Origin of the sequence: Chitinophaga sp. sic0106, assembly GCF_019219075.1 — a bacterium.
GTDB lineage: Bacteria > Bacteroidota > Bacteroidia > Chitinophagales > Chitinophagaceae > Chitinophaga.
Map to the genome: position 1 here is coordinate 128,741 of NZ_JAHUWJ010000003.1, position 23,701 is coordinate 152,441.

Here is a 23,701-nt window from a genome sequence, read left to right on the forward strand (position 1 = left end):
TTGAACAAAATCGATTTTCTAAATTAGGAATATATCCGGTTATGCAGCCGCAGGCGTCATAACTAGTACAGATGTTTTACATTTATATCCTGTAAATGTTTAGCAACATGAAAAAAGACGCATCCACCAATTCGCAAAATGCCAGGCAGCTACGGGGCGACTGCGGCACCATCTTTACCTTGTCGCTCATAGGCAACAGGTGGAAGCCGGTGATATTATGGCGACTGTTGCAGGACAGGCAGCGGTACAGCGAGTTGCGTAAATCCATTCCCGGGATCTCTGAAAGGGTATTGGTAATGCAGCTACGTGAAATGGAGCAGGATGGGCTCATCAATCGCTTTGTGTTTCCGGAAGTGCCCCCACGTGTGGAATATGAATTAACAGCTCTGGGCAGGTCCATGGAGCCGATATTGGAAGTGATGTCGGACTGGGGGATTGAACATATGCCACAGGCGCTGGCAGATGTGTCGTAGGCGGATTTGTTTCACGCAAAGGATCATGTTTTCATAAGGGACCTTCGGCCTCTCCGGTCTTTTTTGCTGGCAAAGCAGCTAAGGATGTGTTTTGTCTTATTTGCTCACAAAGCAGCCAAGCAGATAAGCAGCAAAGACTTGTGTTTTGTTGTTTTTAAGGAGTTTGGAGAGATGAATGGCATGCAGCGTAAAAAGCTTTGTCTTATATAACTGGGACGACTATACGTATAAATATGATTTAGGAGTACTCTCCGCAATATTAAAAATATAAAAGCCGCGGAGCCATTGGTTCCGCGGCTTTTATATCTCCCGAAGGGATCAGGTAAAAACATAAAATACAACAAACAAAAATACTTTGCTGCTCTCCTGCTACCATGATTGTAACAAATAACAAAACACAAGTCTTTGCTGCTTATCTGCTTGGCTGCTTTGCCTGCAAAAAAGCTCGCTCCCGGTGCCGAAGGCACCAGGAGCGAGCTTAAAATCCTTTGCGAGGAAAAAACCTATTTCAACCCCGCATCATTCAGCGCCCCTGTAGCCAGCGCTACCCAGTCCGCATCTCTCCTGCCCTTGCTGAGCACAGTCAATAAACGCTGATGTACCAGGTTGGCAATTGGCATCGGTGTATAGCTGTTACGTGCCATTTCCAGCACCAGGTCCACATCTTTCAAACCCAGCGATGCCTTGAATGACGCATCACCGGTAAACTCCCTGTTGAGTATCATCGCACCGTAGTTGCGGAATATAGGCCCTGTAAATAACGTGGTGGTCAGCAATTCATAAGCCGCTTTCACATCCAGCCCATTCTTCTCTGCCAAAACAAAAGACTCCGCCATCAGCTCCATAGCCCCGGCAATCATGAAATTGCCGATCAGTTTCATCACATTCGCATTTTGCGGTTCGGCGCCCATGTCAAAAATATTTTTGGCAAAGCCATCGTGCAGCAGCTGCCTGATACGCTCCTTCCCTGCCGCATCACCACTGATAGCTGCATTACCCATTTTCGCCGCTGCCGCCTCCGGACGCGCAAATACCGGCGAAGCGATATAAATTGCCCCCGCTTTTTTGTGCAACTCGGCCAGGTCCTTCGCCGTTTCCGGTGAAATCGTACTCATAGATGCATGCAAGCCGCCTGTACCAAGTGCTTCCAGAAATTCAGGCGTCACAATATCCCGCAGCGCCGCATCATCAGAAACAAGGGTAAACACAATCCCTCCTTTTTCTATAGCCCCAACAGGACTATCCACAATCTCCGCACCGAGCTTTTCCAGCGGCAACGCCTTCTCACGGGTACGGTTATATACTTTCAACTGATGACCTGCCTTCAGTAAATTCTCCGCGATAGGAAACCCCAGGTTGCCTATTCCAATAAATCCGATTTTTTGCATAAATGTTTGTTTATGTTGAAGTATCAAAGCGCTATAAACGCTCTAGGAAAGTTAAGGAAAAAGGTGCAATATCCTTTCTCCCTGTTAACAGGGTAACCGCCCCAACTGCATAAAAATTACTCTTTAATTACTTACATTCATGCCAACTCCCTTACCATGAAAAGAATTCTGACAGCTGTACTTATCCAGTTGACTTTTGCAGTCACCTATGCCCAGCAACTGTCCAACAGTAAAACGGCCGGACAAACCACTGCGCTCTTCAGCATCACTGATGCCGAAGCGGCCAAGCTCTTCCAGGCATCCCTGCAAGTTGCTAAGGTAAGTACCGCCTACGGCAGTACGAAAATAAACAAAGTGCGCACTATCGCTCCTACAGATGCACTGCTCCATACTTTTGTGCGCTCCTGGCCAGCTAATGCTCCCACTCCTGCCGATATTCCGGCCGGACATTACCTGCTCGTCCATGGTGAAAAAAATCTGTTGCGATATGAATATTACCCCGTGAAAAACGTGCGGTTACATTTGAATAAAAATCCAGATGGCCGTTATATCTCCCTGACAGATAAAAACAGCCTCCCACTAAGCACCCCGGAGGTCATTTTCCATCGGAAACAACTGCCCTTCCAAACGGCCTACCAGGTTTACCGACTCCCCAGGTCCAACAGCAAAGGCGTGTTGAAAGTTAAACATGAAGGGGTCACCAATTTCTTTTATGTGCAGGAATATAAGTATTTCAATACGCATTGGATAGCCAGAAAATGGAAAGCACTGAAAACTTCCCATCACAACACGCATAAAGGCTACCTCGTTACCAACAAACCTAAGTACAAACCGGGCGACACCGTACGGCTCAAAGCCTTTATCACCAATGCAAAGGGAACACCTGTGAATACCCCGCTGCAACTGAGATTAACGAAAGAAGACGAAGATACCATTTTACAGGTCCTGCATCCCTACCGCCCTGGGGCATACGAACATTCATTTGTACTCACGGAAGCGTTGGACCTCAGTCTGGACAACGAGTACAAACTTAGCCTCGGCACACATTTACAAACCAACAGAAAAAAAGAATTTATCAGCCGGACCTTCGGATATGAAGCATACGAATTAAGCCAGCTCACCTTCAGTGCGCGGAGCGACAAGCCCGCCTATTCCCCCGGTATGCCGGTGAAATTTTTTCTGAAAGCAACAGATGAAAATAATCTGCCCGTGCTGGATGGTCGTGTAACCGTTACCGTTAATATTTATTCCAGTTCCGATTATGAAACCGGTACCACCTTTATCCCTGAAAAGCTATGGCAGCAGGAAGTGCAACTGGAACCAACCGGCGAAACTGCAGTGACTGTTCCGGACAGCATCTTCCCGAATGCAACAATTCAATGCAGGGTACGGTGTGAACTGAACAGCAGCAGTAACGATACCAAAACAGAAAATTTTTACTTCTCCCGGAAAAAAACGGTAAAGGATATCCGGTTTGAACACCTGGCCGATTCCATTGCCATTAGCTATACCGCTGGTGGCCTTCCCCAGTCCACCCCTGCAAGGATCATTTTTTACAACGCCGCCAACGATAGCACAGGCCAGTTACTGACAACATTACCCGCCACGATACCAGCATCTCCCTATATAGCCCGATATACAGCTGTTGCAGACGATTATACAAAGTCGTATGATATAAAAAGAAACGAGTCCGGGATTTCATTTGCCGGTTACCGGCAGCAGGATTCCATTTTTGCTCACCTGGAGAACCCTCATAAAGTGCCTGTATGGTACCAGGTATATGCTGGTAAGCAACAGGTGATTTCCGGTAAAGGCACTTCCTTCGACTGGGCCGCCAAAGCTGCCAACACCACTTATACCCTGTATACTTCTTTTATTTATGGAGATGTTAGTACCGATTACGGACAATATGTACATTACCTTCCTGCCAGTCTCGATGTAAAAATCCAGGCTCCTCCTACCATTCAGCCAGGGCAAACCGCACGTATAACCGTTGCCGTTAGTAACGACCAGCAGCAACCGGTAGCAGATGCGGACGTTACCGCCTACGCCCATACTGCCAAATTTAATGCGGCTGACCCGGAAGTACCTTACCTCAACCGCTTTCAAATTTCCGGACCAAAAATTCTGACTCCCATGGGAGTGGCTACCAAAGAGCGTTACCAGGAAAATGGCCCCCTGAACTGGAGCCGGTGGAAAACTATACTCGGCCTGGATACCATGCCCTATTTCCGTTTCTTCCACCCGCAAGGACTGCTTTATAATTTCGAACCCGCCATTAACGGTATTGCACAAGTTGCTCCTTTCGTTATAAAAAACAACCGCTCCCTAATACCACAACTGGTATGGATAAACGACAATCTGGAGTATGTTTTCGGCACCTACCCGGACTATCCTTATAGTTTCCGGGTGACGCCGGGTAAGCAATCGATACGTATTGTAACAGCGGAATATGAAGTGGTGGTAGATTCAGTATATGCCCCGGAAGGCATGAAAACTTTCATCAGTATACCTGTAGACAAGCCCGGGCCAGGTATCACCATCACACCCCGTAAAAAACCATATTTCACTCAACTGGAAAAGAGTGTGCTTAATGGCCGGCTGTTGGTGCTGAATGCGGAGCAAAACTCCACCCCACAGTATGTCAATAATGACGGGCGCATATTTCACATTACCCCGCAACACTACCGGGATGTAATAGTAGGACCAGTTTTACAATCCTCCAGTTATTACTTTGCCAGTCCATTAATGCACCAGCAATTTGATCCCGAACCTGGCTACCGTTATACGATCACCAAAGGACTCGTAAAGATGGAAAAGGTAGACCTGGCAAAGGACTATTTCAGCCACCGGCTGCTGAACCTGCCGGATAATCCTCTCAGGCTGAACGACTATGTGCTTACTTCCACCGACATGGACAGTTTATACAACAGCCATCTGGAGTCCATCGGGATGAAAATACAGACATACGGGAGCGCTAAGAATAACATCCGGCTGTTGTTGCCCGACAGTATCCAACAACAGATACGACAGGTTTTTGTATATAAATATGATGACGCCAGGTGGCTGGAAATGGCCGAGGGACGTGACATAGACATCATCCGTCAACCTGCCGGTTATTATAAGCTGCTGGTGCTGATGAAACGCCAGGGCTTCGTTACACTGGATAGTCTGCAAAGCAAAACAGGCTACGAATCGGTTTACAAATACAGCCAGTTAAACATACAGCCGGATAACGATACTGTAAATCGCTTGCGGCAGCGTCTTAACATGGCCATCATCACCGGCAATTATGAGCGGGAATTTAATCCGCCTCAGCCAAAGCAGCCGGCTACCTATCCTGATCCCAAACCGGTTACCAATAAAGGTGCGGGCCTTACAAAACTCGTGTGGGGAACGGTGCGTGATAGTCACGGCACTCCTATTCCGGGAGCCAGCGTAATGATTCAGGGCACGCAGATAGGCACCTATACCAATGAACAGGGGGCCTATACACTGCATGTAACGGAAACGGGCACACTGGCATTTAATTGCATTGGTTACAATATGGCAATACGAATGATCCGGTCGGATAAGATTTATGATGTCATGCTCTTCCCGCGCGAAGATGCCTTGGAAGAAGTGGTGGTAATGGGTTACGGCACCACGCAAAGAAAAAATTTATCTGCTACAGTGTCTGTTACACAATCGCTGCAAGGCCGGGTTGCCGGCGTATCCGTAGGCGCCGCCAAAAGAAAATTCTTTTCCGGGATAGGTAAGGAGCTGCGCATCCGTGGTACCGGAAGCACAGATGATTCGAAAGCGCCGTTGCTGATAGTAGACGGCGTTCCGTTTAATGGCACCCTGGCCGATATCAGCGAAGACCTGGTGAATAATATGCAGGTCTTGTCCGGCGATGCGGCAGTAGCCCAGTATGGCGACCGCGCTGCCAACGGGGTAGTGATCATTACCACCAACGTGAAAGGCGGCCTGAAAGCTCCTGCAGTAGCAGAAGAAAACCTTAAAGCGCCCCTTCGTCATAATTTCAGAGACGATGCTTACTGGCAACCACGGTTACGTACCAACGAAAATGGAGAAGCCTCTTTTAACGTCACCTTCCCGGATGATATCACCAGCTGGAAATCGTACGCACTGGTAGCGGGCAATAATAAACAATCAGGCTTTGCCTCTACGCTTATCCGGGCCTATAACCAGGTAAGCGCCAACCTGGCCCTGCCACAGTTTACCCTGGCAGGCGATACGCTGGATGTGCTCACCAAAATTATGAACTATAACGGGGATAGCATACAAGTGAACCGTACCCTTACCGTGGATGGTAAGCAACTGAAAAACGGGATGCTTCAGTTGCAGCATAGTCTTATAGAAACCAGTACGGTACCGGTTCCTGCAAATGACAGCTTGCGCCATAAATTTGAAATGAGTAATAATGATTGGGGAGATGGCGAATACCGCGCAATTCCGATTTACCCGGCTGGGACTACCGAAGCATTTGGTCAGTTTTTCCAGTTACCGGGAGATACCAGCCTCACGCTGCCAGGTACCCGGGATACAGGAGCAGTTCACCTGTACGCCGCTACATCTGCCATGCCGGTATTGCTGAAGGAGGCGGAGAACCTGTATACCTACCGGTACGATTGTAATGAACAACTGGCATCCAGGCTGATCGCTGCATTACTGCAAAAACGCTGGGCCGCTGCACTGGACACCAACATCCACATCAATAAGCATATCCGCAATATGATCAGCAAACTGGAGAAATCCCGCAATATGGATGGCTTATGGGGCTGGTGGGCAAATGGCGCCACCTCCGGCTGGATCAGCGCCCATGTACTGAAAGCAATGGATATGGCAGCGGTGGCGGGCTTCAGGAATAAATCGGACAATAAGGATCTGACCCGATTCTTAATGCCGCAAATCGATAAGTACTCCATCGACACGCGGCTTGACTTCCTGGGGTACCTCCGGGATACCGACAGCACGTTTAACTTACGGGCACATGTAGATACCATTAACGGTTTACATCTCACCCCTATACAACAACTACGCCTGCTTGAAATCAAACAGCGTGCAGGCATTACCGTTAGCACAACACCACTCTTGCAATCCGTGAAAAAAAACCTGTTCGGCAACACCTGGTGGGGGCCCGATAGCCTGGATATTTACAACAGCCGCATACAATACACGCTGCTGGCCTACCGCGTGCTGCGCCGGGAAGGTGGCCATGATGCCCTGCTACGTACTACCAGGGCATGGCTGCTGGATCAACGTGGCCCGCTATGCTGGCGCAATACCTATGAATCAGCTACAATCATGGCAACCATTGGCGATGACATTCTCCGCGAGCAGGAACAAAAAGCGCCGTTGCTGCAGGTGAATAATACCACCGTTACCAGGTTCCCTTATGAAACGCAATTACCTGCCGGGCAGGCGCTCAGCATTTCCAAAACGGGCAATCGTATGCTGTACCTGAATACCTGGCAACACCGGTTTAATACCAACCCGGCGCGGGTGGACAGCGCCTTTAAAGTGCGCAGCGTATTCAAGGCAGGGGACACCGTGCTAACTACGCTCACAGCAGGTAAAAAAGTAACGCTGGAGGCCATTGTGGAAGTAAAGGAAGATGCCGGTTTCGTGATGATTGAAGTACCGATACCTGCCGGCTGCTCTTATAACGGGAAGCCCCAGCCACATAGTAACAGTGAGGTACACCGCGAGTATTACTATGAAAAAGTCAGTATTTTCTGCCAGTACCTGCATAAAGGCACCTACACGTTTACCATTCCGCTGATGCCCCGGTATACCGGCAACTTCCAGCTGAATCCCGCCAAAGCGGAAATGATGTATTTCCCCGTGTTTCATGGCCGGGAAGCAATGAAAAGGGTACCCATCAAATAAGGAAAAAATTGATTATATTTAGTAATACCCAATCATCCACCATATGAGATCCATACAGTCCTGGCTGGACGAATACGGCACCAGCCACCGCAACGCCACCAACAAATCGATTCACTGGATTTGTGTGCCCGCGATATTTTTCAGTATTGTAGGCTTACTATATAGCATCCCCCTTCCCTTTCATATTGGCGGATTGCAGGTAACGGTGGCGCATATAGCGCTGTTGCTGGTGTTGATATATTACTTCCGGCTCTCTCCCGGTCTGAGTATGGGCATGCTGGTATTTGTGCTGCTTTGCCTGTGGGCCTGGCGGGTGTTGGACAGTTTTGGCATCACGCCCTGGATATTATCCCTGGTCATTTTTGTGGTGGCGTGGGTAGGCCAGTTTATCGGGCATAAGATTGAGGGTGCCAAACCATCTTTCTTTAAAGATTTGCAATTTTTGCTGATAGGGCCGGCCTGGCTGTTGAGCTTTATCTACCGCAAGGCCGGCATTCCATTCTAACCATGAACGGTCAGGAATAAACGCAGGATATATGATAGCTCGTATAGGATGACCAGGACCACTAAAAAACCGTGAAATGTTCTGTTGGCATACTTAATGGCCAGTAAACAAAGCAGGATATGCGTGATACCCCTGATGGGGTATTCTGCGTTATAGTGCATATGAAAGTAGGCTTCGCCTTTCATAAGTGTATCCACCACATCAGCCACGAAAGTAAGCGCCAGCAAGCCAAAAAACCACTTTCGCCGGGAGTAGAAATAATCTTCATAGCCCGTATATTCTTTTATATCATCCGGGTAAAGCAGGGCGCTCAGCACGAAGAACATGATGATGTAGATGGTCACAAAAAAGTACTCCAGGAAAGTCCATTGCACAATATTGCTGAGGCTGATTTCCCACCACCAGAAGTGTAATAATATCAGGAAGAGGTAGAGTACCCATCCCAGGTGTACCCAATAGATTTTTTGGCGGCCGGGGTGCTGGATGAACTTTGCAGTACCCTTGAGAAGCTGGGCAATACTGAGGCTCAGGATGATGCCGATGACGGTACGTACATGACTAAACGTTTCCATGGGCGTATATTCTTATCCTGAATATACCGAAAAAAATAAAGCCCCGATGAATATCGGGGCTTATTTACCTAAACCTACAACTGTTACACTGTTATTGCAACAATTATTTTTATGTGTCACTCTTGCCTTAGTGCATGGCACTTGGGTCGAGCTTACCTTGTTGTTTTTTGGTGCGTACCATCAGTACAAACGGGATACAGATGAGGAACAGGATACCGAGATACAGGAAGGAATCCATGTAAGACAGTACAGAAGCCTGTTTGGTAACACTATAATCCAGTACCATGTACGCTTTATGTTTGGCGGTGGCCATATCAAATCCTTTGGACATGAAGTTGGCAGTGAGGCCGTTGATCCGGTTTACCACATCCGGGTTGTTGGTGTCGATGTAGGCTACCATGTCGCTCCGGTGCATTTGTGTGCGCCGTGTCATGAAGGTGGTGATCAGTGCTACACCGAAGGAACCGCCGAGCTGGCGCATCATACCGGTGAAGGCTGCACCCTGGCCGATCTGCTGCCCTTTGAGGCTGGAGAGTGCCAGTGTGGTAATTGGAATGAACAATAACCCCATACCTACCCCACGAACGATCAGCATCCAGAAGAAGGCATCGGAGCCTGTATCTGCCGGGGTGAGAATTTTATATCCCCAGAAGCTATATCCAAAGAACAGGAACATACCGGCGGCCACGAGATACTGCTGGGGCACCCCTTTTTCGAGCATCTTACCGATTATAGGCATCATAAATGCCGTGGTAAGTGCCGCAGGCACCATCAGCATACCTGATTGTGTGGCGGTCCATCCCAGGATACCTTGTGTATACAGCGGGATGATGAAGGTAGAGCCGTACAAACCAAAACCGAGGATGAAGGACAGGATAGTACCTGTTCTGAGGTTCCCGTTTTTGAGTACTCTCAGTTCTACGATCGGGTATTTATAGGTAAGCTCACGCCAGATGAAGAAGAAGAGCGCTAAAGCGCTGGTGGCGGCAAGGATCGTAATATACGGATCATTGAACCAGTCGTCTTCCTGACCACGTTCCAGTACGTACTGCAGGGAACCCACACATAATGCCAGCAAGCCGATACCGAGGAAGTCCACGTCGCTGACAGAACGTTTCTCTGCGTATTTAGGGCTGCGTACAAACTGCAGGGTAAGCAGTGTAGCGATAATACCGATAGGAATGTTAATGTAAAAGATATAAGGCCATGAGTAGTTATCTGTAATAAAACCACCTAATGGCGGGCCGAGTGTAGGGCCGATGATTACGCCAAGACCATAGATTGCCTGTGCAGTACCACGTTTTTCCGGTGGGTAGCTTTCAGTAATAATAGTTTGGGAAGTAACCAGCAGTGCACCACCACCAATACCCTGTATGAAACGGAACAGTACCAGTTCCCACATGGCAGAGGCGTTACCGCAAAGGAACGACGACACGGTGAATATGATAATGGAAGCCGCAAAGTAGTTACGGCGGCCAAATTGCTGAGAGAGCCAGCTGGTCATTGGAACAACAATTACGTTACCGATTGCATAGGCCGTAATTACCCAACCAATTTCCGACATGGTGGCTCCCATGTTACCGCGCATATCATTAAGTGCCACATTCACGATAGTGGTATCGACGATTTCCAGCAGCGCACAAAATATAGCCGTGATCGTGATGATCACCCTGCGCGAGCCGTATTCTATCAATGATTCTTGTTGCAGCATGAAATACTAAATTATATAGAGAAGTAGAAAGCTGTATGACCAGGAACTAATAATTAATGCCGGAGCATGGCCGTTTGATGATTCTTTGTTTATGCTAATGGTTTCCGCCGATTATGTGATCATGGTTCCCATTAATTATTAATTCCGGGTCATTACGCTTTCTGCTAAAGCAGATTAGTCGAGATGAACATCTACCTCTACGTTCATACCTGGACGGAGGTTTTTAACCAGTTCATCAGAAGGATTTGTGAATTCGATTTTCACCGGGAGGCGCTGTACCACTTTCACGAAGTTACCAGAAGCGTTATCAGGAGGCAGCAGGGCCATCTTAGCACCGGTTGTTGGCGCAAAGGAGGTGATTTTAGCTTCCAGCTCTTTACCAGGATAAGCGTCGATTTTGATCGTTACTTTCTGGCCAAGTTTCATTTTGGTCAGCTGTGTTTCCTTGAAGTTAGCTACTACCCACGGGGTATTGTTCAGTACTACGCTAAACAGGGACTGTCCGGCGTTTACGTACTGACCTGGCTGCACATATATTTTAGACAGGTAACCATCTTCAGGAGCGATCAGTACTGCGTAGCTCTTTACCAGTTCAGCATCGGCAACGTCTGTCTGGCGTTGTTTGATGGCAGCATCAGCGAGGCTGATCTGTTTGGAGGTGGCAGTGCTCTGGGAAGACACTACTGTTGTTTGGCGTGTAGCGGCAGTTTTCTGGCGCTGCAGTACATCCAGCTGGCGTTCCGCGGACTGCTTGGCAGCCAGCGCCTGTTCGTATTGCTGTTGGGTGATGGAGTGATCTTTGATCAGGTTAGCATAACGTTCATAGTCCTGGTTGGCTCTCCAAACGTTTACTTTAGCGGCTTCGATCTGCGCGTCGATGGTGCCGATCTGTGCCTGTGCTTGTCCGATACCGGTTTCAGCGGCCTGTGTAGCGGCAGCTGCGGCAGTTTTGTTAGCTTCAGCGGCGAGCAGGGCTGCTTCGGCAGACTGCACCTTGATGGCCAGGTCGCGGTCGTCGAGGATGATGAGGGTATCACCTTTTTTCACGAACTGGTTATCTTTCACACGTACTTCCTTCACGTAACCGGAAACTCTTGGGATTACCGGGCTCACGTTAGCATCAATCTGCGCGTTATCAGTTTCTTCGTGGTGCTGACCGTGAATATATTTGGTGATACCGAAGGCGCCACCACCAATTACCAGCGCTGCCAGTACGATGACGAACCCTTTGCTGCGTTTTTTAGGCGCGGTTGTTTCCTGCATGGTTGTATTATTAGTATTATTAGAAGCTTTAGTTTGCGTTTCCACAGCTTATAAATTTGTGTGATTATTGTTTATTGATTGACTGGTCCAGGATACCGGCTGCCTGCAGCAGCTTGTTGTAGGCTACGATGGCTTCTGCTTTAGCGAAGGCGTAGTTCAGGTGTGACTGGAGATTGGCGACGTCGGCATCCAGCAGGTCCGTGGTGGTTGCCAGGGCGTTGTCGTGCTTATTTTTAGTGATACGGTAGTTCTCTTCTGATTGCTCAATGGCCTTAACGTAGGTATCCATTTTCTTGTGGCTCAGCAGATAATTTTCGTATGACTGGTATACATCCATATGAATGGCATCTGTTACCTGTGCTTCATTGGCGCGGATCTGAGCCAGTTGAGCGTTAGCAGCAGCTACTTTGGATTTGTTTTTCCAGATGGAATGGATGTTATATTTCAGTCCCACACCGGCCGTGATAGCGTTGGTGATGGTCAGGAAATTTGGAATGTAAGCCGCTACGTAACCACCGGTTACTGCCAGCTGAGGATACATTTCACCTTTGATAGATTTCACGTTGGCTGAAGCAGCACCTTCGTGCGCCTGCAGTGATTGTGCATCTTTACGGTTCTGATAGGCCAGTTGTTCAAACTCTCCTATTCCTCTTGCATCTACCTGACTGCTGCTGTTGAAAATGGTGGTATCCAGTGCAAGCACGGTGTTATCCGGCAGACCGAGCATGATGTTCATGTTCAGGTTGGCCACTTTCAGGCTGTTCTCCGCATCCATGAGCAGGAGCTCGTAGTTGGATTGGTTTAGTTCAGCTTTTAAGAGGTCGTTGCGGGCGAGTAAACCGTTTTTCTCCAGGTTGGTAAAGTCTTTCACCCGCTGGGAGGATTGCCTTACATTCTCTTTCATCAGGTTTACGCTCTGCTGTGCTTTATAAAGGTTAGCGTAAGCAGCGATGGTGTTCTGCATTACGTCTTCCTTATCCTTTTCAGCATCGAGGCGGGAAGCGGTAGCCAGGTAAGTGGCTGCTTTCTTTCCGTTCTGGATCATCATACCTGCGAATACAGGGATGCTGAGGTTAGCCATACCGTAGGCTGCGCTGTTAACCTTAGGCATTTCAGTGCCGCCACCGGAGCCGGAGTTATCCTTTGCCATCTTCAGATCGATGTTAGGTTCGGTAACGCGCATGTAAGCACCGGTAACACTGAAGTCGGGCAGTTGACGTTCGTTAGCCTCTTTCAGTTTGGCATTCGATTCTTCAATTTTTGCCTGGCTTACTTTTAACTGTTTACTGTTTTGAATACTCAGCGATATGGCTTCACTTAACGACAGTTGCTTTGTGGCAGACTGTTGCTGTGCCGAGGCGGCCTGAAAAACCAGCGTCAGCAAGATTCCCGTTGTAAGCGCATATAATCGTGCGTATATGCTTTTAGAATTCATGTGTAAGGATTGCTTTAAACATTTTTTTAAGATGGGCGCTCACCCTGACTTTAAGATATTCAACGAATTCGTCGTCGGGCATATCCGCAAATTCAGGACTTGATCTGATATACGATTTGGCAGGAACTACCTGGTGAATGGTGCCGAAGAGACTGGACATTAACAATACCACGTCTACATCTTTATAGAAGGTACCTTCTTCCTGTGCGCGGGTAACGATAGGCTCCATCAGTCCCATCATTTCCCTTTTCAGTTCCCAGATGAGGTCTTTCACCGGACTTTGTTCCCGGTTCATCTGCTCCCTGTTCATGATGCATTGGAAATTCTGCTCATTCAGCATCTTGTTCACATACCGATCAATCAGCGAGTATATTTTTTCGAGCGGTCCCATGGTATCATTATCTACCAGATCCTGTATAAAAGCTTTGGTGGCTGTCATACGATACCGGAATACCGCTTCGAGTAGTTTATCTTTTGAGCCGAAATAATAGGAAATCATGGCAATGTTCACATCCGCTTCCTGTGCTATATCCCTTACCGAAGTGCCATGAAAGCCCTTGTCGGCAAACAGACGCTCGGCGACTAATAAAATACCGAGTTGTTTTTCACTGTATCCTTCCATGTTTCTTGATTATTGTTTCGACGGCACAAAGTTAAACAAACGTTTGATTTAAACAAGAACTTAATTAATCGTTTGTTTAAATATTTTAAATACTAACTTATATTTAAATGATTTAAAGTACATTTAGATAAAATATAAATTTTGACTTCACTATTCCTTAACAGAAGGCGATATTGCCGGGGAAATATTTTATCTTAATAGATATTTTATAATACTATTTATGGAAGCAACCCGCCAATACAACAAATTCACTTCGGGCACCATTGCGCTCACCGCCCTCCTGGCGGGAACACTGGATCTTGCCACCGCCTGCATCCTGTTTACCGTCAGATCCGGGAAATCTTTCGTGGAAGTACTGAAATTCATCGCCAGCGCCATATTAGGCCCCGCTGCCTATAATGGCAACCCCGCTATTCCCTGGCTGGGCGTTTTATTTCATTATGCCATCGCCTTCGTATTTACCACGGTATTTTTCCTGGCCTATCCGGTAGTCCGCAAATGGATACATAATACTTACCTGATAGCAGTCCTTTATGGCCTGCTGGTATGGGTAGTAATGAACCTCATTGTACTACCACTCACCCACGTCAGAAAAGTACCGTTTACCACCTTCGGCGTGGTAGTAGGAGCATTGGTATTAATAATTATGATAGGATTACCACTGGCGCTGGTGGCAGAGAAAGTAAGTGCGCCTGAGAAAAAATAATAAGGGCGGGCGCTACATGAGGAAAGCCCGCCCCTGCACATCTCGCATTACGTCAAGATGTTGTACCTGTTTTTTATCAACCGTATTTAGAACTTTGGATTTTTATTTTCATTTCGGGAGGAGCATAACAGCCTTCGGCTGTTATGCTCCTCCCGAAAAACACCCGCGCCTTGGCGCGGGTGTTTTTCGGGAGGATAATTACTTTGCGTACATTATACAAAAAGAGCCACCCTGTTGATTATACTAACAGGATTGGCTCCAAAATGTTCAATACTATTTTTAATTACACACTCAATCCATAAGTGGCCAACGCTGCTTTCGTAGGTTCGTAACCGGTATGGCAGATGCTATTGATACCAAGTCCCCGCGCCACGTCCACAAACATATTCCTGTCCTCAATATATACCACTTCATCCGGCTTTACCTGTGCAATATCCAACGCAATCTTATAAATATCCGCATCCGGTTTTCGAAAATGTACAAAACAGGACGATATATAGAAATCAGCAATGGCGCCAATGCCGAAATGATGAATCCTATGCTCATTCAGCTCACGGCCTTCATTATTTACGATCGCAATCTTTACCTGATGATTTACTTTAATAGTACGAATCAGCTCCAGCATATCCGGGTAAGGCTCGGTTTGAGCAAACATAAATTCCCGGAAATCGGCAGGACTAAAGGAGCGTTTCGTATAAAACACAACCCGGTGGAGATACTCGTCCAGCGTAAGTTTCCCTTCTTCATAAGTATCAAAAGTCAGGTGATGCCGCTCTTCAGTTTCCACGGCATCTAACCCAAATTTTTCCATCGCCAGTTTGCGCGCTTTTCTGTCCCACCCATTACTGAGTAATACCCCACCTATATCCAGGAAGAGCGTCGTGATTTTTTTTGAAGATGACATGTTCCGTTTTTGATAGCCGGTACTCCGGCCAATTGTTTTACTTTTTGCTCTTATCTTTTTTATCCTTCTTTTCTCTTAAATAGCCGTTGTAACTGATCGGCTGTTTATTATTGCTCGTCACCTGCAGGGTACCGTAACCACTTTCGCTGACAGAAAGGTTGATGGTAGCCACTTCCCGGTTGTCCTTCGGGCGGATGGTGATATCCCAGCCTCCTTTTTTACGTGCGGCCGTACTGTAGTCGAACGACTTACTCTTGAAGTCCATCGAGTTTTTAGTAGGATCAATCGGCGCCGTATAGGCGCGACCGTAATAAGGCAGATAGCTCACCAGGGAATCCCTGGTAACAGACAGGAAAAACTCGCCCGTCAGCTGTACCACGCGGCCTCCCATCGGTATGGCCGACTGGGGAACAAATACATACTGTTTTGCATCTACCCACCCTTTTACCTGGGCGGCCTTGGCTGCTTCTTTTTCTGCCCTGGTTTCCTTTTGCTGGGCGGATATGGTTGTTGTAAGGCCCATAGTAATCAGGCCGGTGAACAACATTACATGGATAATCGTACGTTTCATAATGCTGCTTTTAAATGGGGAAACATCGTTGTGATGCCTCTAATAAATTTCGTAAAAATTCACCTAAAAACTTAAATGTGACACAAATACTAACAGTCTATAAACAAATTAACTAAATTGCACATGTATTTCATCCGCGATCCCGTCCAATAACACGTTAAAACGGTTTATGCAGAAAATATCTCCACAGGAGTTAAAACGAAAAATAAGAAACAGCCAGGATCCGGACGAGATCATTACCTATATCAGCTATAACCTTGCCTATTACACGAAAGACGAAAATTCTGCCTTACTCTGCGAATTACTCGAATACCAGGAAATATTTTTTGAAGCCGCCGAATTACTGATCAATACTGGCGGCGCTGATATCCACTTCAAAAAGGAAGGGATGATCCCCACCATTTTTTGTGCCGTAGGCGCCAATAAACCGATGGCGGTGGAATATGCACTGAGTAAAGGCGCCACTCTTCTGGTCGACAATTCCGACTACCTTTTTGCCATTGCCTACATCTTCCGCCAGCACCGGCTAAGTGCCATCTCGGATATGCTGCTGATTCTTATTCAGCATAATATTCATTTCAACTTCACCTTAGAAGACAAAGAAACGCCGTTATTGTTGGCGATGAAGCATAATTCTAACCCGGATGTGGTCCAGTTTCTCCTGTCCGAAGGGGTTAACAAGTACGCATATGACGAAGATGGCTTTACTGCCATCCACTATGCGCCGTTCGCCAAGTCCCCTCATCTCTATAAAAATATAATTACCTCCATTGATGATGTGCTGGTAACCGCCCGGTATGCTACCTATATGGAACCGGTAGCCAATTGTATTATCAAGGTAGAAGCAGATACTACCTTCGAAGAGTTCATCTACCTTGCCCTGAATGCCTTTCTGCACAACCGGCACCGGATGTTTGAGCAGATATTTGAAAAATATTATTACCGGCTGCATATGATCGCGGAACATATTGCGCTTATGTGGGAAAAAGCGAGTACTGCCAGGTAATATTTAGCAGAAGGGCCGGGGTGAATACCCCAGTATAAAATCAACCTGTTCAAGATTTGGAATATTCCAGGGAATTAGTATTTTGGTACTATAACAACCAATATCCTAACCTTAAAAGAACCACAAGATGTTAAGTACCCTTACTGCACTGTGCCTGTTGTCATTTCTTGCACACGTATTCCTGCTGTTTACCTCCTTCGGAAAAGGTGGCATGAACAAACCAAAATACCTCTGGTCCCATATTACCTTATGGATCGCCGGGAGCCTGGCTTGCCTGATCACCATCCTGTTTGCGGGTAAAAATATTTCGTCTGTCGTGGATGTATTTGATACGCCTCTGAAATCGGCGCTGCTGATTGTGCTGGCGTTTACGTTGTCCCTCATTGCGCATACCATTGTACGCAAAGTGGTGCTGCCCAAGTATGCCAAATAAAATTTTTAGGAGGTTATATCGGGAGATGTAACCTCCTCCTATTCTTCATCGAAGTTAAACAATGACAATTGCGGCGAAGGCCCTTCCTTCCCCCCGCCCGGGTTCAGCTCTCCGAAATTAGATAAGGTTATTCCGAGCAATCTGACTGGCTGTCCTTCTGCCAGTGTACCTGCCAGCAACTGTTTTGCCGTTTCCAGGATAGTTTCATAATCATTGACAGGGTATGGAAACGACTGGTTCCGGGTGATCTGCCGGAAATCGTTATACTTTACTTTCAACGTCACGGTACGGCCTTTCAGCTGATGCCTTTCCAGCCTTTTAGTCACCGTTTCCGCAATTTTCTCCAGTTCTGCATGCATTTCTTCCACCTGGGTCAGGTCATGCGGAAAAGTATCTTCTGCACCGGCCGACTTGGTTTCCCGATGCGGCTGCACCTCCCGGTTATCTATCCCTCTTACAATCCGGTAATAAAAAGCGCCTACTTTCCCGAAATGCTGTAACAGCTGCTGCTCCGCCATCTTCTTAAGGTCTGCCCCTGTAAAAAGCCCCATGCGCTTCATTTTATCAGCCGTTACCTTACCTACGCCATGAAATTTTTCCACGGGCAGCTGCTCCATAAACGTTTCTATGGCAGACGGCCCGATAAACGTGAGCCCATCCGGCTTTTGCAGATCAGAAGCCACTTTGGCTACAAACTTATTGATAGAAACACCTGCTGATGCAGTCAGTTGCAGCTCATCTTTGATGGCCTGCTTAATCTGGGTCGCAATTTCAATGGCCGAGCCAATCCCCAGCTTGTCGACGGTTACATCCAGGTAGGCCTCATCCAGCGACAGCGGCTCTATCAGATCGGTATACCTCCCGAATATCTCGCGGATTTTTCTGCTCACCTCCTTGTATACGTCAAAGCGGGGCCGCACAAAAATCAAATGCGGACAAAGCTGTTGCGCACGCTTACTTGGCATGGCCGATCGTACCCCAAACTTCCTTGCCTCATAGCTGGCGGTAGCAATCACGCCACCACGCCCTTCGGGACTACCACCCACTGCGATCGCCTTTCCCCTGTACAGCGGGTTATCGCGCTGCTCTACAGAGGCATAAAAGGCATCCATATCAATGTGGATGATCTTGCGGCGTGTTGTTTGAGTGGTGTCCATGAATACGAGTGGACAAAGATACGGCGCTTAGGGTGAAATCAATTCACAAAACTCCCGTCATTCTTCCGCACCTTACCTGCATTACGCCCGCCCGTCCAGCGTTGCGGACTCCAGGAAAACTGCAGCATAAAATACCTGCTATCATGTGAAGATGAAATATCACGAAAACCATTTATTAGTAATTGCCTCGTCACCGCATTATCCTGGCGCAACAGGTCCATAACCAGGAAGCTGATCACGCCATTCTTCTGTTTAAAAATGCGTTTCTCCATATTTAATCCTATCACCAGCGGCGACCTGTTTAAAGCCTGGTCGCTACTGCGCTCCAGCTTTTTGCTAATATCAAAGCCTACCAGCCATTCCGGCGTCAGATAAGCAGTACCATAGATATTAAAACGACCACGCGTACTGTTCAATCCGGCAAACTGATTGCCCTGGTTCCATTCCAGACCGGAAACGAAGTTGAAATCGAGCCACTTCCAGGGCGTCAAAGTGGCCGTAATGGTATTTACATCCATCAGGCTCACGCTGCTGCGGGCCACATGCTCATGAAGGTATATCATCCGGCTACGGGATAGCTGCCCGTCCAGCTTTAGGCTCAGCGAACGATAAGGCAGGGTTTTGGTCAGGTTATAATACACCATCATTTTCGTATCTCCGTCCACGTTAGCAAAACTTGTTGTCCTCGTCATCACATTCCCATTCATCCGAAAATTGATATCAGGCGTTACTTTGTCGGAGGTCATACCGTACATAGCTGTCATACTGAAAAACATATCCGCACGCATGATAAAACGCATAAACCTCGCCTGGATCTGATTCACCACGGCTGGCCGCAATCCGGGATTACCTGCTACCGTATTCAATGGATTGCTCACATCTGGGATCGGTAATACCTCCTCCATCCTCGGTAATATGGTATTGCCTCCATACCGCAACGACCATTGTGTACGCATGCCATTTGCATACTCATATACCACATCAGGAAAGAGTTTCAGGGTATGCACACCTGTGCTCATCCAGGTTGGTTGCAGTTTTGCACCGGCAGTGAGCTGACTCCTTCCGCCTATGCTACGCTTTACACTAAGTACAGTAGGGTTATCAATGCTGTTATAAAAAAAACTGCTGCTCAAAGAATCTACCAGCTGCGTTCCATGCTGAAATTGCTGTTGGTAGTCCACCCGGCGAACCAGTAAATCAGATTTTACCTGCAGGGTGGTACGTACATTAAGCGGCTGCGTATAAGTCAGGGTGGAAGTATAATTTACCGGGCGACTATTTACATCCACCATCACCTGGTAAGTACTGTCACTTTCAGGTAAAGGGTCATGCCAGAAAGTAATGCTGCCTTCCTCTGATTTATGCCGTTGATCTTTTCCGTTCAGCGCCCGGAAACCGGCTGTGAGTATACCTTTCGACAGGTTTAATTTATGAATATACAATAAGTCCACATCCAGCGAAGGCTGCGTGAAGGATTGGAGCCCCATCAGGAGAGTACGATTCTGTAACAAGCCGCTTTGATCCTCCCTGTTATTCCTCTCCTGCGTTTCCTTAGTGCTTTTGAAATTAATGGTTGTATTTAGTTGTGAATATTTAGAGAGCCGCGTATTGAATACTCCTTTGAGATCATGCTTTGTTTGCTGTTGCATCCACTGGCTGTTCCCTGCGGTCGTTAACTCACCTGTTGAAAAATACTCCCGCTGTTTCATCTCTCTTAATTCCACATTATCCTTTCGCTGCACATTATAGTACAGTTCATAGGTAAGTAACTCCTTCCATTTATTTTTGTAGGTAACGATACCAAAGGCATTTTTATGATGCCCATCCGACACACCGGCCTGCCCTACCGGAGGGAACAGCAGGGCATTCGCTTTGCTGATAGTACCTACAGGTGTACCAGCCAGCACACCCGCTACCGTTTGGTCGGCCCCGGCCTGTACTTCAAATTGATGTACCCCATCAATCTTTTTTATATATCCCTGCCCGTTATAACGTTTGTTTGCATCTGTAGATGCAGTAATTTCATAGAGGTTGGCAACAGATTTATCTTTTTTGGAAACGATATTGATTGTTTTGGTGGATTCCCCGGTTTTAATACCGGCGGCATTCCCCTGTTCACCGTAGTCATCGATAATTTGAATTCTTTCTACAATATTCGCCGGCAGTTCTTTGAGCAACTGCTTCACATCTCCGCCAAAATACCGGATACCATTAAACATGGCTTTTTTTACCCGTTGGCCCATGAATAAGACATTCCCTTCTTTATCCACGTTTACCCCTTCCAGCTTTCTGACCAGCTCTTCGAGGCGGGCGTAGTCGCGTACAATGTAATCATCCGCCCAATACTGTACGGTATCTTCCAGTAACTGCGGACCTATTTTACCTTTAACGGTAATACCTGCCAGCGACTGCATTTGCATGTGCAGCAGGATAGGCGCCAGCGTGAGGCGTGGCCTGGTATCGTTCATCATATAGTGTTGCAGAAATGGCCTGTACCCCATATGCCTGATCACCACGGTAAACTCAGCTGATTTTACCGCTGGAAACACGAAGATACCATCCTCATTCGTGACGGTATGTAGTGTATCCGTTAACGTTATTAATACAACTGTTGCCTGCGGCACTTCTACAGCTCCGCTGGAGTCCCGTACCACCCCACTTACCTGACGCAGCGCCAGCGCTGGAGGCTTTTGAGCCATCGCATGTCCTGTTATCAACAGGCATAATATCAATAGTAATTGACGTATCAAATTTTAAGGTAGTTGTGCAAATTGGTAGGTAGCCCAAAACTCGGTGACCGTGCTTACTTCTGCCAACTGCATTAACTCCTGTGTACTCACAGGTTGTCCGTCTGCCCTTTTTATCTGCATACCCGGCGCCAGCAGCATGGAACTTTGCCCCCTGCGACCGGAGCCCATCAGGCAGATATCGTAATCAAATGAAGCGCCGTTGAGCGACAATAATTTTCGGGGAATACGTAATTCACAGGTAAACACTTTTTCAGCTTCCTGTATTTTCCAGGCCGCTTTAATACCGTACTGGTTATAGATAGATATGAGTGAATCCTTAATAGCAGGGATGTTCCGTACAGCAATTTCATCCCAATTTTGAGGGAGCTTTCTTTTGATGCCTTCCGTTGTTATCGGGAAATGCAGCAGGGGCAATAGTTCCGTTTTACGTTCACCGTTGGTACTGAAATAAAGCTGGATGGATGCAGGCGAATAAATTTTACTCAGGTTATCGGTTTTCCTGAATGCGAAATATACATACTCACTATCATTGGCAATGCTATACCACATCTTGTTGGTGGTATTATAGGCAGCCAGGGAAGCGCCCCAGTCCTCCACATTGCCGTCAATTATTTTATTGGAAGCCCATATACTTTTTTCCTGGATATCTGCGGGCTGCTGAGCTAACACCGGCTTGGCTGCCAGCATGGCGATTATCACAACTACATACTTCATCGTTGGCTAAATTAAAAAGTATAGCTGTTGACAACTGCCGTATACTGCGGTCGCCAACAGCTATTACTGTACGAAATTAGATACCTGTTTCAACGTTTTCAGGCCAGTCGCACACAGCGGTACGTGGGTTGAAATACAGTCCCGGAGGGCATTGGCCTAAATAAGTCATACCATTATCATCGCACACATAGAAGTTTGTAGGGGATGAAGGGTGTGGATAGTGACCTGGAGCCAGTTCATTCTGCGCACAGAAATTAGGATTGAAAGGGATTTGAGCCACAGCGGCGGTTGCGATGAAGGCAACGCCTGCAACGAACATAGCAATTTTCTTTTTCATAAGGTTTTGTGATTAGTTTTTAATGAAAGTTTACTTTACCATGTATATTGATCAATAATGGTCGTGAGGAGGCATTGGAAAAAACAAAAACATTCTGTTGAAAATTACCGGTATCCTTTAGCTGATAGGTGACACTGATATCACGTACTTCACCGGCGTGGATGGAGTCTTTCGGCCACTGTACTTTCAGGCAACTGCAGGAAGGGTGTACATCACTCAGCAACAATGGCTTTCCCCCTGCATTTCTTATTGGGATTTTAATTGTTTTAAAACTATTTACCGGAGCAGGTTCCAGTACAATATCCACTGATGGCGTGGTGATCACGGCACTGTCTTTTGTGGCTACGGCTCCGGCTACAAATTCTAACTCACCGATATAGGTGCTGTACAGCATACGATCAATCCCCTTGGTACTAAAGAGCAGATCTGCTGCCATCACTGCTGCGGAGTCTTTCTTACCCTCCTTTACCAGGAGTTGTGTCAGCAGGTATCGGTTTAAAAAATAGGGTTTCAGCTTTACATTGTCCCGCAGTTGCTGCTTTTCGGATTCGCTAAAACCACCGCTTTTTCTATAGGTGGTATACAGGGCCGCCACCGCATCAATAAAAGCAATCCGATCCTCATTGGTAAAGCGGCGAGAAGTATCTGCCGGCTCAAAAGCCTTACTGCTGGCGGAATAATAGATACCGCCATCATAAATGGGCCGTAGCTGTTTGGACAAATCAGCAGGACTCCCTCCTTTGGAAACTCCCCTGATATGCCCATCAGGACTAAACATTACGATGATGGGAAAAGCGTATTCATGTAGCAGCTGATTGAGCCACAGGTTTTGTGGATGCTTTGTACTAACTGCGCGAATGATAAGATCACCCGGCAGGTCATGCTCCTTTTTCAGGCTGGCTGCCAGCATGGATTTATATACGAAACAGGCATCGCAGCCTTGCTCTGACAAGATTACTACCGCATGTTTATTGGCTGCTTTAGCATCTCTCAACACCTCATCAATAGAGGTAAGTTCACTCAAATCCACCTCAGGCTTGGAGGCCCCGCAACTAACGAGTATAAACAGGCATACCCATAGAGATAATTTTCTCATTGTCGGTTATTTTGATCTGGTTGGTTATTACACGTATCAGGGATCTCTGGAAGTCACATGCGCTATTGCTTCGGTTGGCTCAATGTCATCTTATTCTGAGGGCAATCATTTTCTTCTCTTCCAGCACTACAATAATATTTTTAAAAATTTATTTAAACAAGTC

Annotated in this window: 19 protein-coding genes; 6 read left to right on the forward strand and 13 right to left on the reverse strand. The window is 47.1% G+C overall.

All coding sequences use genetic code 11. From position 1 onward, the window contains the following. The first annotated feature begins 107 nt into the window (after positions 1 to 107). Positions 108 to 473 (forward strand): helix-turn-helix domain-containing protein, encoded by a 366-nt coding sequence (locus tag KW844_RS05515; RefSeq protein WP_218375715.1) that lies wholly within the window; start codon positions 108 to 110, stop codon positions 471 to 473. A gap of 503 nt (positions 474 to 976) precedes the next feature. Here KW844_RS05515 and KW844_RS05520 read toward each other — a convergent pair. Further along, positions 977 to 1,861 (reverse strand): NAD(P)-dependent oxidoreductase, encoded by an 885-nt coding sequence (locus KW844_RS05520; protein ID WP_218375716.1) that lies wholly within the window; start codon positions 1,859 to 1,861, stop codon positions 977 to 979. A 156-nt stretch (positions 1,862 to 2,017) separates the two neighbouring features. Here KW844_RS05520 and KW844_RS05525 point away from each other — a divergent pair, with 156 nt between their 5' ends. Continuing rightward, a complete protein-coding gene (locus tag KW844_RS05525) occupies positions 2,018 to 7,756 on the forward strand; it encodes an alpha-2-macroglobulin family protein (protein ID WP_218375717.1) in 5,739 nt (1,912 codons plus the stop codon). A gap of 43 nt (positions 7,757 to 7,799) precedes the next feature. After that, on the forward strand, positions 7,800 to 8,261 hold the full coding sequence (locus KW844_RS05530) for a DUF962 domain-containing protein (protein WP_218375718.1): 462 nt from the start codon (positions 7,800 to 7,802) through the stop codon (positions 8,259 to 8,261). Here the strand turns inward: KW844_RS05530 and KW844_RS05535 are convergent. The 5 genes from KW844_RS05535 to KW844_RS05555 all read right to left on the reverse strand — a co-directional run bounded on the left by KW844_RS05535 (position 8,258) and on the right by KW844_RS05555 (position 13,864). Beyond that, positions 8,258 to 8,833 carry a hypothetical protein gene (locus KW844_RS05535; protein WP_218375719.1) on the reverse strand — a complete coding sequence of 192 codons (576 nt, stop codon included), beginning with the start codon at positions 8,831 to 8,833 and terminating at the stop codon, positions 8,258 to 8,260. The genes KW844_RS05530 and KW844_RS05535 overlap by 4 nt on opposite strands. A 127-nt stretch (positions 8,834 to 8,960) precedes the next feature. Further along, positions 8,961 to 10,544 (reverse strand): DHA2 family efflux MFS transporter permease subunit, encoded by a 1,584-nt coding sequence (locus KW844_RS05540; RefSeq protein ID WP_218375720.1) that lies wholly within the window; start codon positions 10,542 to 10,544, stop codon positions 8,961 to 8,963. Between the two features lie 174 nt (positions 10,545 to 10,718). Continuing rightward, positions 10,719 to 11,807: an HlyD family secretion protein gene (locus KW844_RS05545; protein ID WP_218375721.1), complete on the reverse strand. Its 1,089-nt coding sequence runs from the start codon at positions 11,805 to 11,807 to the stop codon at positions 10,719 to 10,721. 64 nt (positions 11,808 to 11,871) lie between these two features. Further along, positions 11,872 to 13,242, reverse strand: a complete 1,371-nt coding sequence (locus KW844_RS05550; protein WP_218375722.1) for a TolC family protein — start codon at positions 13,240 to 13,242, stop codon at positions 11,872 to 11,874. Beyond that, positions 13,232 to 13,864, reverse strand: coding sequence for a TetR/AcrR family transcriptional regulator (locus KW844_RS05555; RefSeq protein WP_073086933.1), 633 nt, complete (start codon positions 13,862 to 13,864; stop codon positions 13,232 to 13,234). The genes KW844_RS05550 and KW844_RS05555 overlap by 11 nt, the downstream gene beginning before the upstream one ends. Positions 13,865 to 14,084: 220 nt before the next feature. Between KW844_RS05555 and KW844_RS05560 the strand changes: the two genes are divergently transcribed. Beyond that, positions 14,085 to 14,570: a DUF1440 domain-containing protein gene (locus KW844_RS05560; protein WP_218375723.1), complete on the forward strand. Its 486-nt coding sequence runs from the start codon at positions 14,085 to 14,087 to the stop codon at positions 14,568 to 14,570. Positions 14,571 to 14,853: 283 nt separating this feature from the next. Here KW844_RS05560 and KW844_RS05565 read toward each other — a convergent pair whose 3' ends face one another. Next, positions 14,854 to 15,474, reverse strand: a complete 621-nt coding sequence (locus KW844_RS05565; RefSeq protein WP_218375724.1) for an HAD family phosphatase — start codon at positions 15,472 to 15,474, stop codon at positions 14,854 to 14,856. Positions 15,475 to 15,511: 37 nt separating this feature from the next. Further along, a complete protein-coding gene (locus KW844_RS05570) occupies positions 15,512 to 16,045 on the reverse strand; it encodes a DUF4251 domain-containing protein (RefSeq protein WP_218375725.1) in 534 nt (177 codons plus the stop codon). A 169-nt stretch (positions 16,046 to 16,214) separates the two neighbouring features. Here KW844_RS05570 and KW844_RS05575 point away from each other — a divergent pair, with 169 nt between their 5' ends. Further along, positions 16,215 to 17,051, forward strand: a complete 837-nt coding sequence (locus tag KW844_RS05575) for an ankyrin repeat domain-containing protein (protein ID WP_218375726.1) — start codon at positions 16,215 to 16,217, stop codon at positions 17,049 to 17,051. Positions 17,052 to 17,178: 127 nt separating this feature from the next. Next, positions 17,179 to 17,484: a hypothetical protein gene (locus KW844_RS05580; protein WP_218375727.1), complete on the forward strand. Its 306-nt coding sequence runs from the start codon at positions 17,179 to 17,181 to the stop codon at positions 17,482 to 17,484. A 38-nt stretch (positions 17,485 to 17,522) separates the two neighbouring features. Here KW844_RS05580 and dinB read toward each other — a convergent pair whose 3' ends face one another. The 5 genes from dinB to KW844_RS05605 all read right to left on the reverse strand — a co-directional run bounded on the left by dinB (position 17,523) and on the right by KW844_RS05605 (position 23,538). Next, a complete protein-coding gene (gene dinB / locus KW844_RS05585) occupies positions 17,523 to 18,641 on the reverse strand; it encodes a DNA polymerase IV (RefSeq protein ID WP_218375728.1) in 1,119 nt (372 codons plus the stop codon). Positions 18,642 to 18,679: 38 nt separating this feature from the next. After that, complete coding sequence (locus KW844_RS05590) at positions 18,680 to 21,340, reverse strand: TonB-dependent receptor (protein WP_218375729.1); 2,661 nt, start codon at positions 21,338 to 21,340, stop codon at positions 18,680 to 18,682. Between the two features lie 54 nt (positions 21,341 to 21,394). After that, a complete protein-coding gene (locus KW844_RS05595) occupies positions 21,395 to 22,105 on the reverse strand; it encodes a hypothetical protein (RefSeq protein WP_218375730.1) in 711 nt (236 codons plus the stop codon). Positions 22,106 to 22,181: 76 nt separating this feature from the next. Further along, the gene (locus KW844_RS05600) at positions 22,182 to 22,442 is read right to left on the reverse strand and encodes a chitin binding peritrophin-A domain-containing protein (protein WP_218375731.1); all 261 of its coding nucleotides are present in this window, start codon (positions 22,440 to 22,442) and stop codon (positions 22,182 to 22,184) included. 19 nt (positions 22,443 to 22,461) lie between these two features. Next, on the reverse strand, positions 22,462 to 23,538 hold the full coding sequence (locus KW844_RS05605) for a DUF1573 domain-containing protein (protein WP_218375732.1): 1,077 nt from the start codon (positions 23,536 to 23,538) through the stop codon (positions 22,462 to 22,464). Positions 23,539 to 23,701: the final 163 nt, after the last annotated feature.

Excerpts from the sequence above, each read along its gene's own strand:
- KW844_RS05515 (WP_218375715.1), top strand. The coding sequence starts at position 108 with ATGAAAAAAGACGCATCCACCAATTCGCAAAATGCCAGGCAGCTACGG.
- KW844_RS05520 (WP_218375716.1), bottom strand. The coding sequence starts at position 1,861 with ATGCAAAAAATCGGATTTATTGGAATAGGCAACCTGGGGTTTCCTATC.
- KW844_RS05525 (WP_218375717.1), top strand. The coding sequence starts at position 2,018 with ATGAAAAGAATTCTGACAGCTGTACTTATCCAGTTGACTTTTGCAGTC.
- KW844_RS05530 (WP_218375718.1), top strand. The coding sequence starts at position 7,800 with ATGAGATCCATACAGTCCTGGCTGGACGAATACGGCACCAGCCACCGC.
- KW844_RS05535 (WP_218375719.1), bottom strand. The coding sequence starts at position 8,833 with ATGGAAACGTTTAGTCATGTACGTACCGTCATCGGCATCATCCTGAGC.
- KW844_RS05540 (WP_218375720.1), bottom strand. The coding sequence starts at position 10,544 with ATGCTGCAACAAGAATCATTGATAGAATACGGCTCGCGCAGGGTGATC.
- KW844_RS05545 (WP_218375721.1), bottom strand. The coding sequence starts at position 11,807 with ATGCAGGAAACAACCGCGCCTAAAAAACGCAGCAAAGGGTTCGTCATC.
- KW844_RS05550 (WP_218375722.1), bottom strand. The coding sequence starts at position 13,242 with ATGAATTCTAAAAGCATATACGCACGATTATATGCGCTTACAACGGGA.
- KW844_RS05555 (WP_073086933.1), bottom strand. The coding sequence starts at position 13,864 with ATGGAAGGATACAGTGAAAAACAACTCGGTATTTTATTAGTCGCCGAG.
- KW844_RS05560 (WP_218375723.1), top strand. The coding sequence starts at position 14,085 with ATGGAAGCAACCCGCCAATACAACAAATTCACTTCGGGCACCATTGCG.
- KW844_RS05565 (WP_218375724.1), bottom strand. The coding sequence starts at position 15,474 with ATGTCATCTTCAAAAAAAATCACGACGCTCTTCCTGGATATAGGTGGG.
- KW844_RS05570 (WP_218375725.1), bottom strand. The coding sequence starts at position 16,045 with ATGAAACGTACGATTATCCATGTAATGTTGTTCACCGGCCTGATTACT.
- KW844_RS05575 (WP_218375726.1), top strand. The coding sequence starts at position 16,215 with ATGCAGAAAATATCTCCACAGGAGTTAAAACGAAAAATAAGAAACAGC.
- KW844_RS05580 (WP_218375727.1), top strand. The coding sequence starts at position 17,179 with ATGTTAAGTACCCTTACTGCACTGTGCCTGTTGTCATTTCTTGCACAC.
- dinB (WP_218375728.1), bottom strand. The coding sequence starts at position 18,641 with ATGGACACCACTCAAACAACACGCCGCAAGATCATCCACATTGATATG.
- KW844_RS05590 (WP_218375729.1), bottom strand. The coding sequence starts at position 21,340 with ATGGCTCAAAAGCCTCCAGCGCTGGCGCTGCGTCAGGTAAGTGGGGTG.
- KW844_RS05595 (WP_218375730.1), bottom strand. The coding sequence starts at position 22,105 with ATGAAGTATGTAGTTGTGATAATCGCCATGCTGGCAGCCAAGCCGGTG.
- KW844_RS05600 (WP_218375731.1), bottom strand. The coding sequence starts at position 22,442 with ATGAAAAAGAAAATTGCTATGTTCGTTGCAGGCGTTGCCTTCATCGCA.
- KW844_RS05605 (WP_218375732.1), bottom strand. The coding sequence starts at position 23,538 with ATGAGAAAATTATCTCTATGGGTATGCCTGTTTATACTCGTTAGTTGC.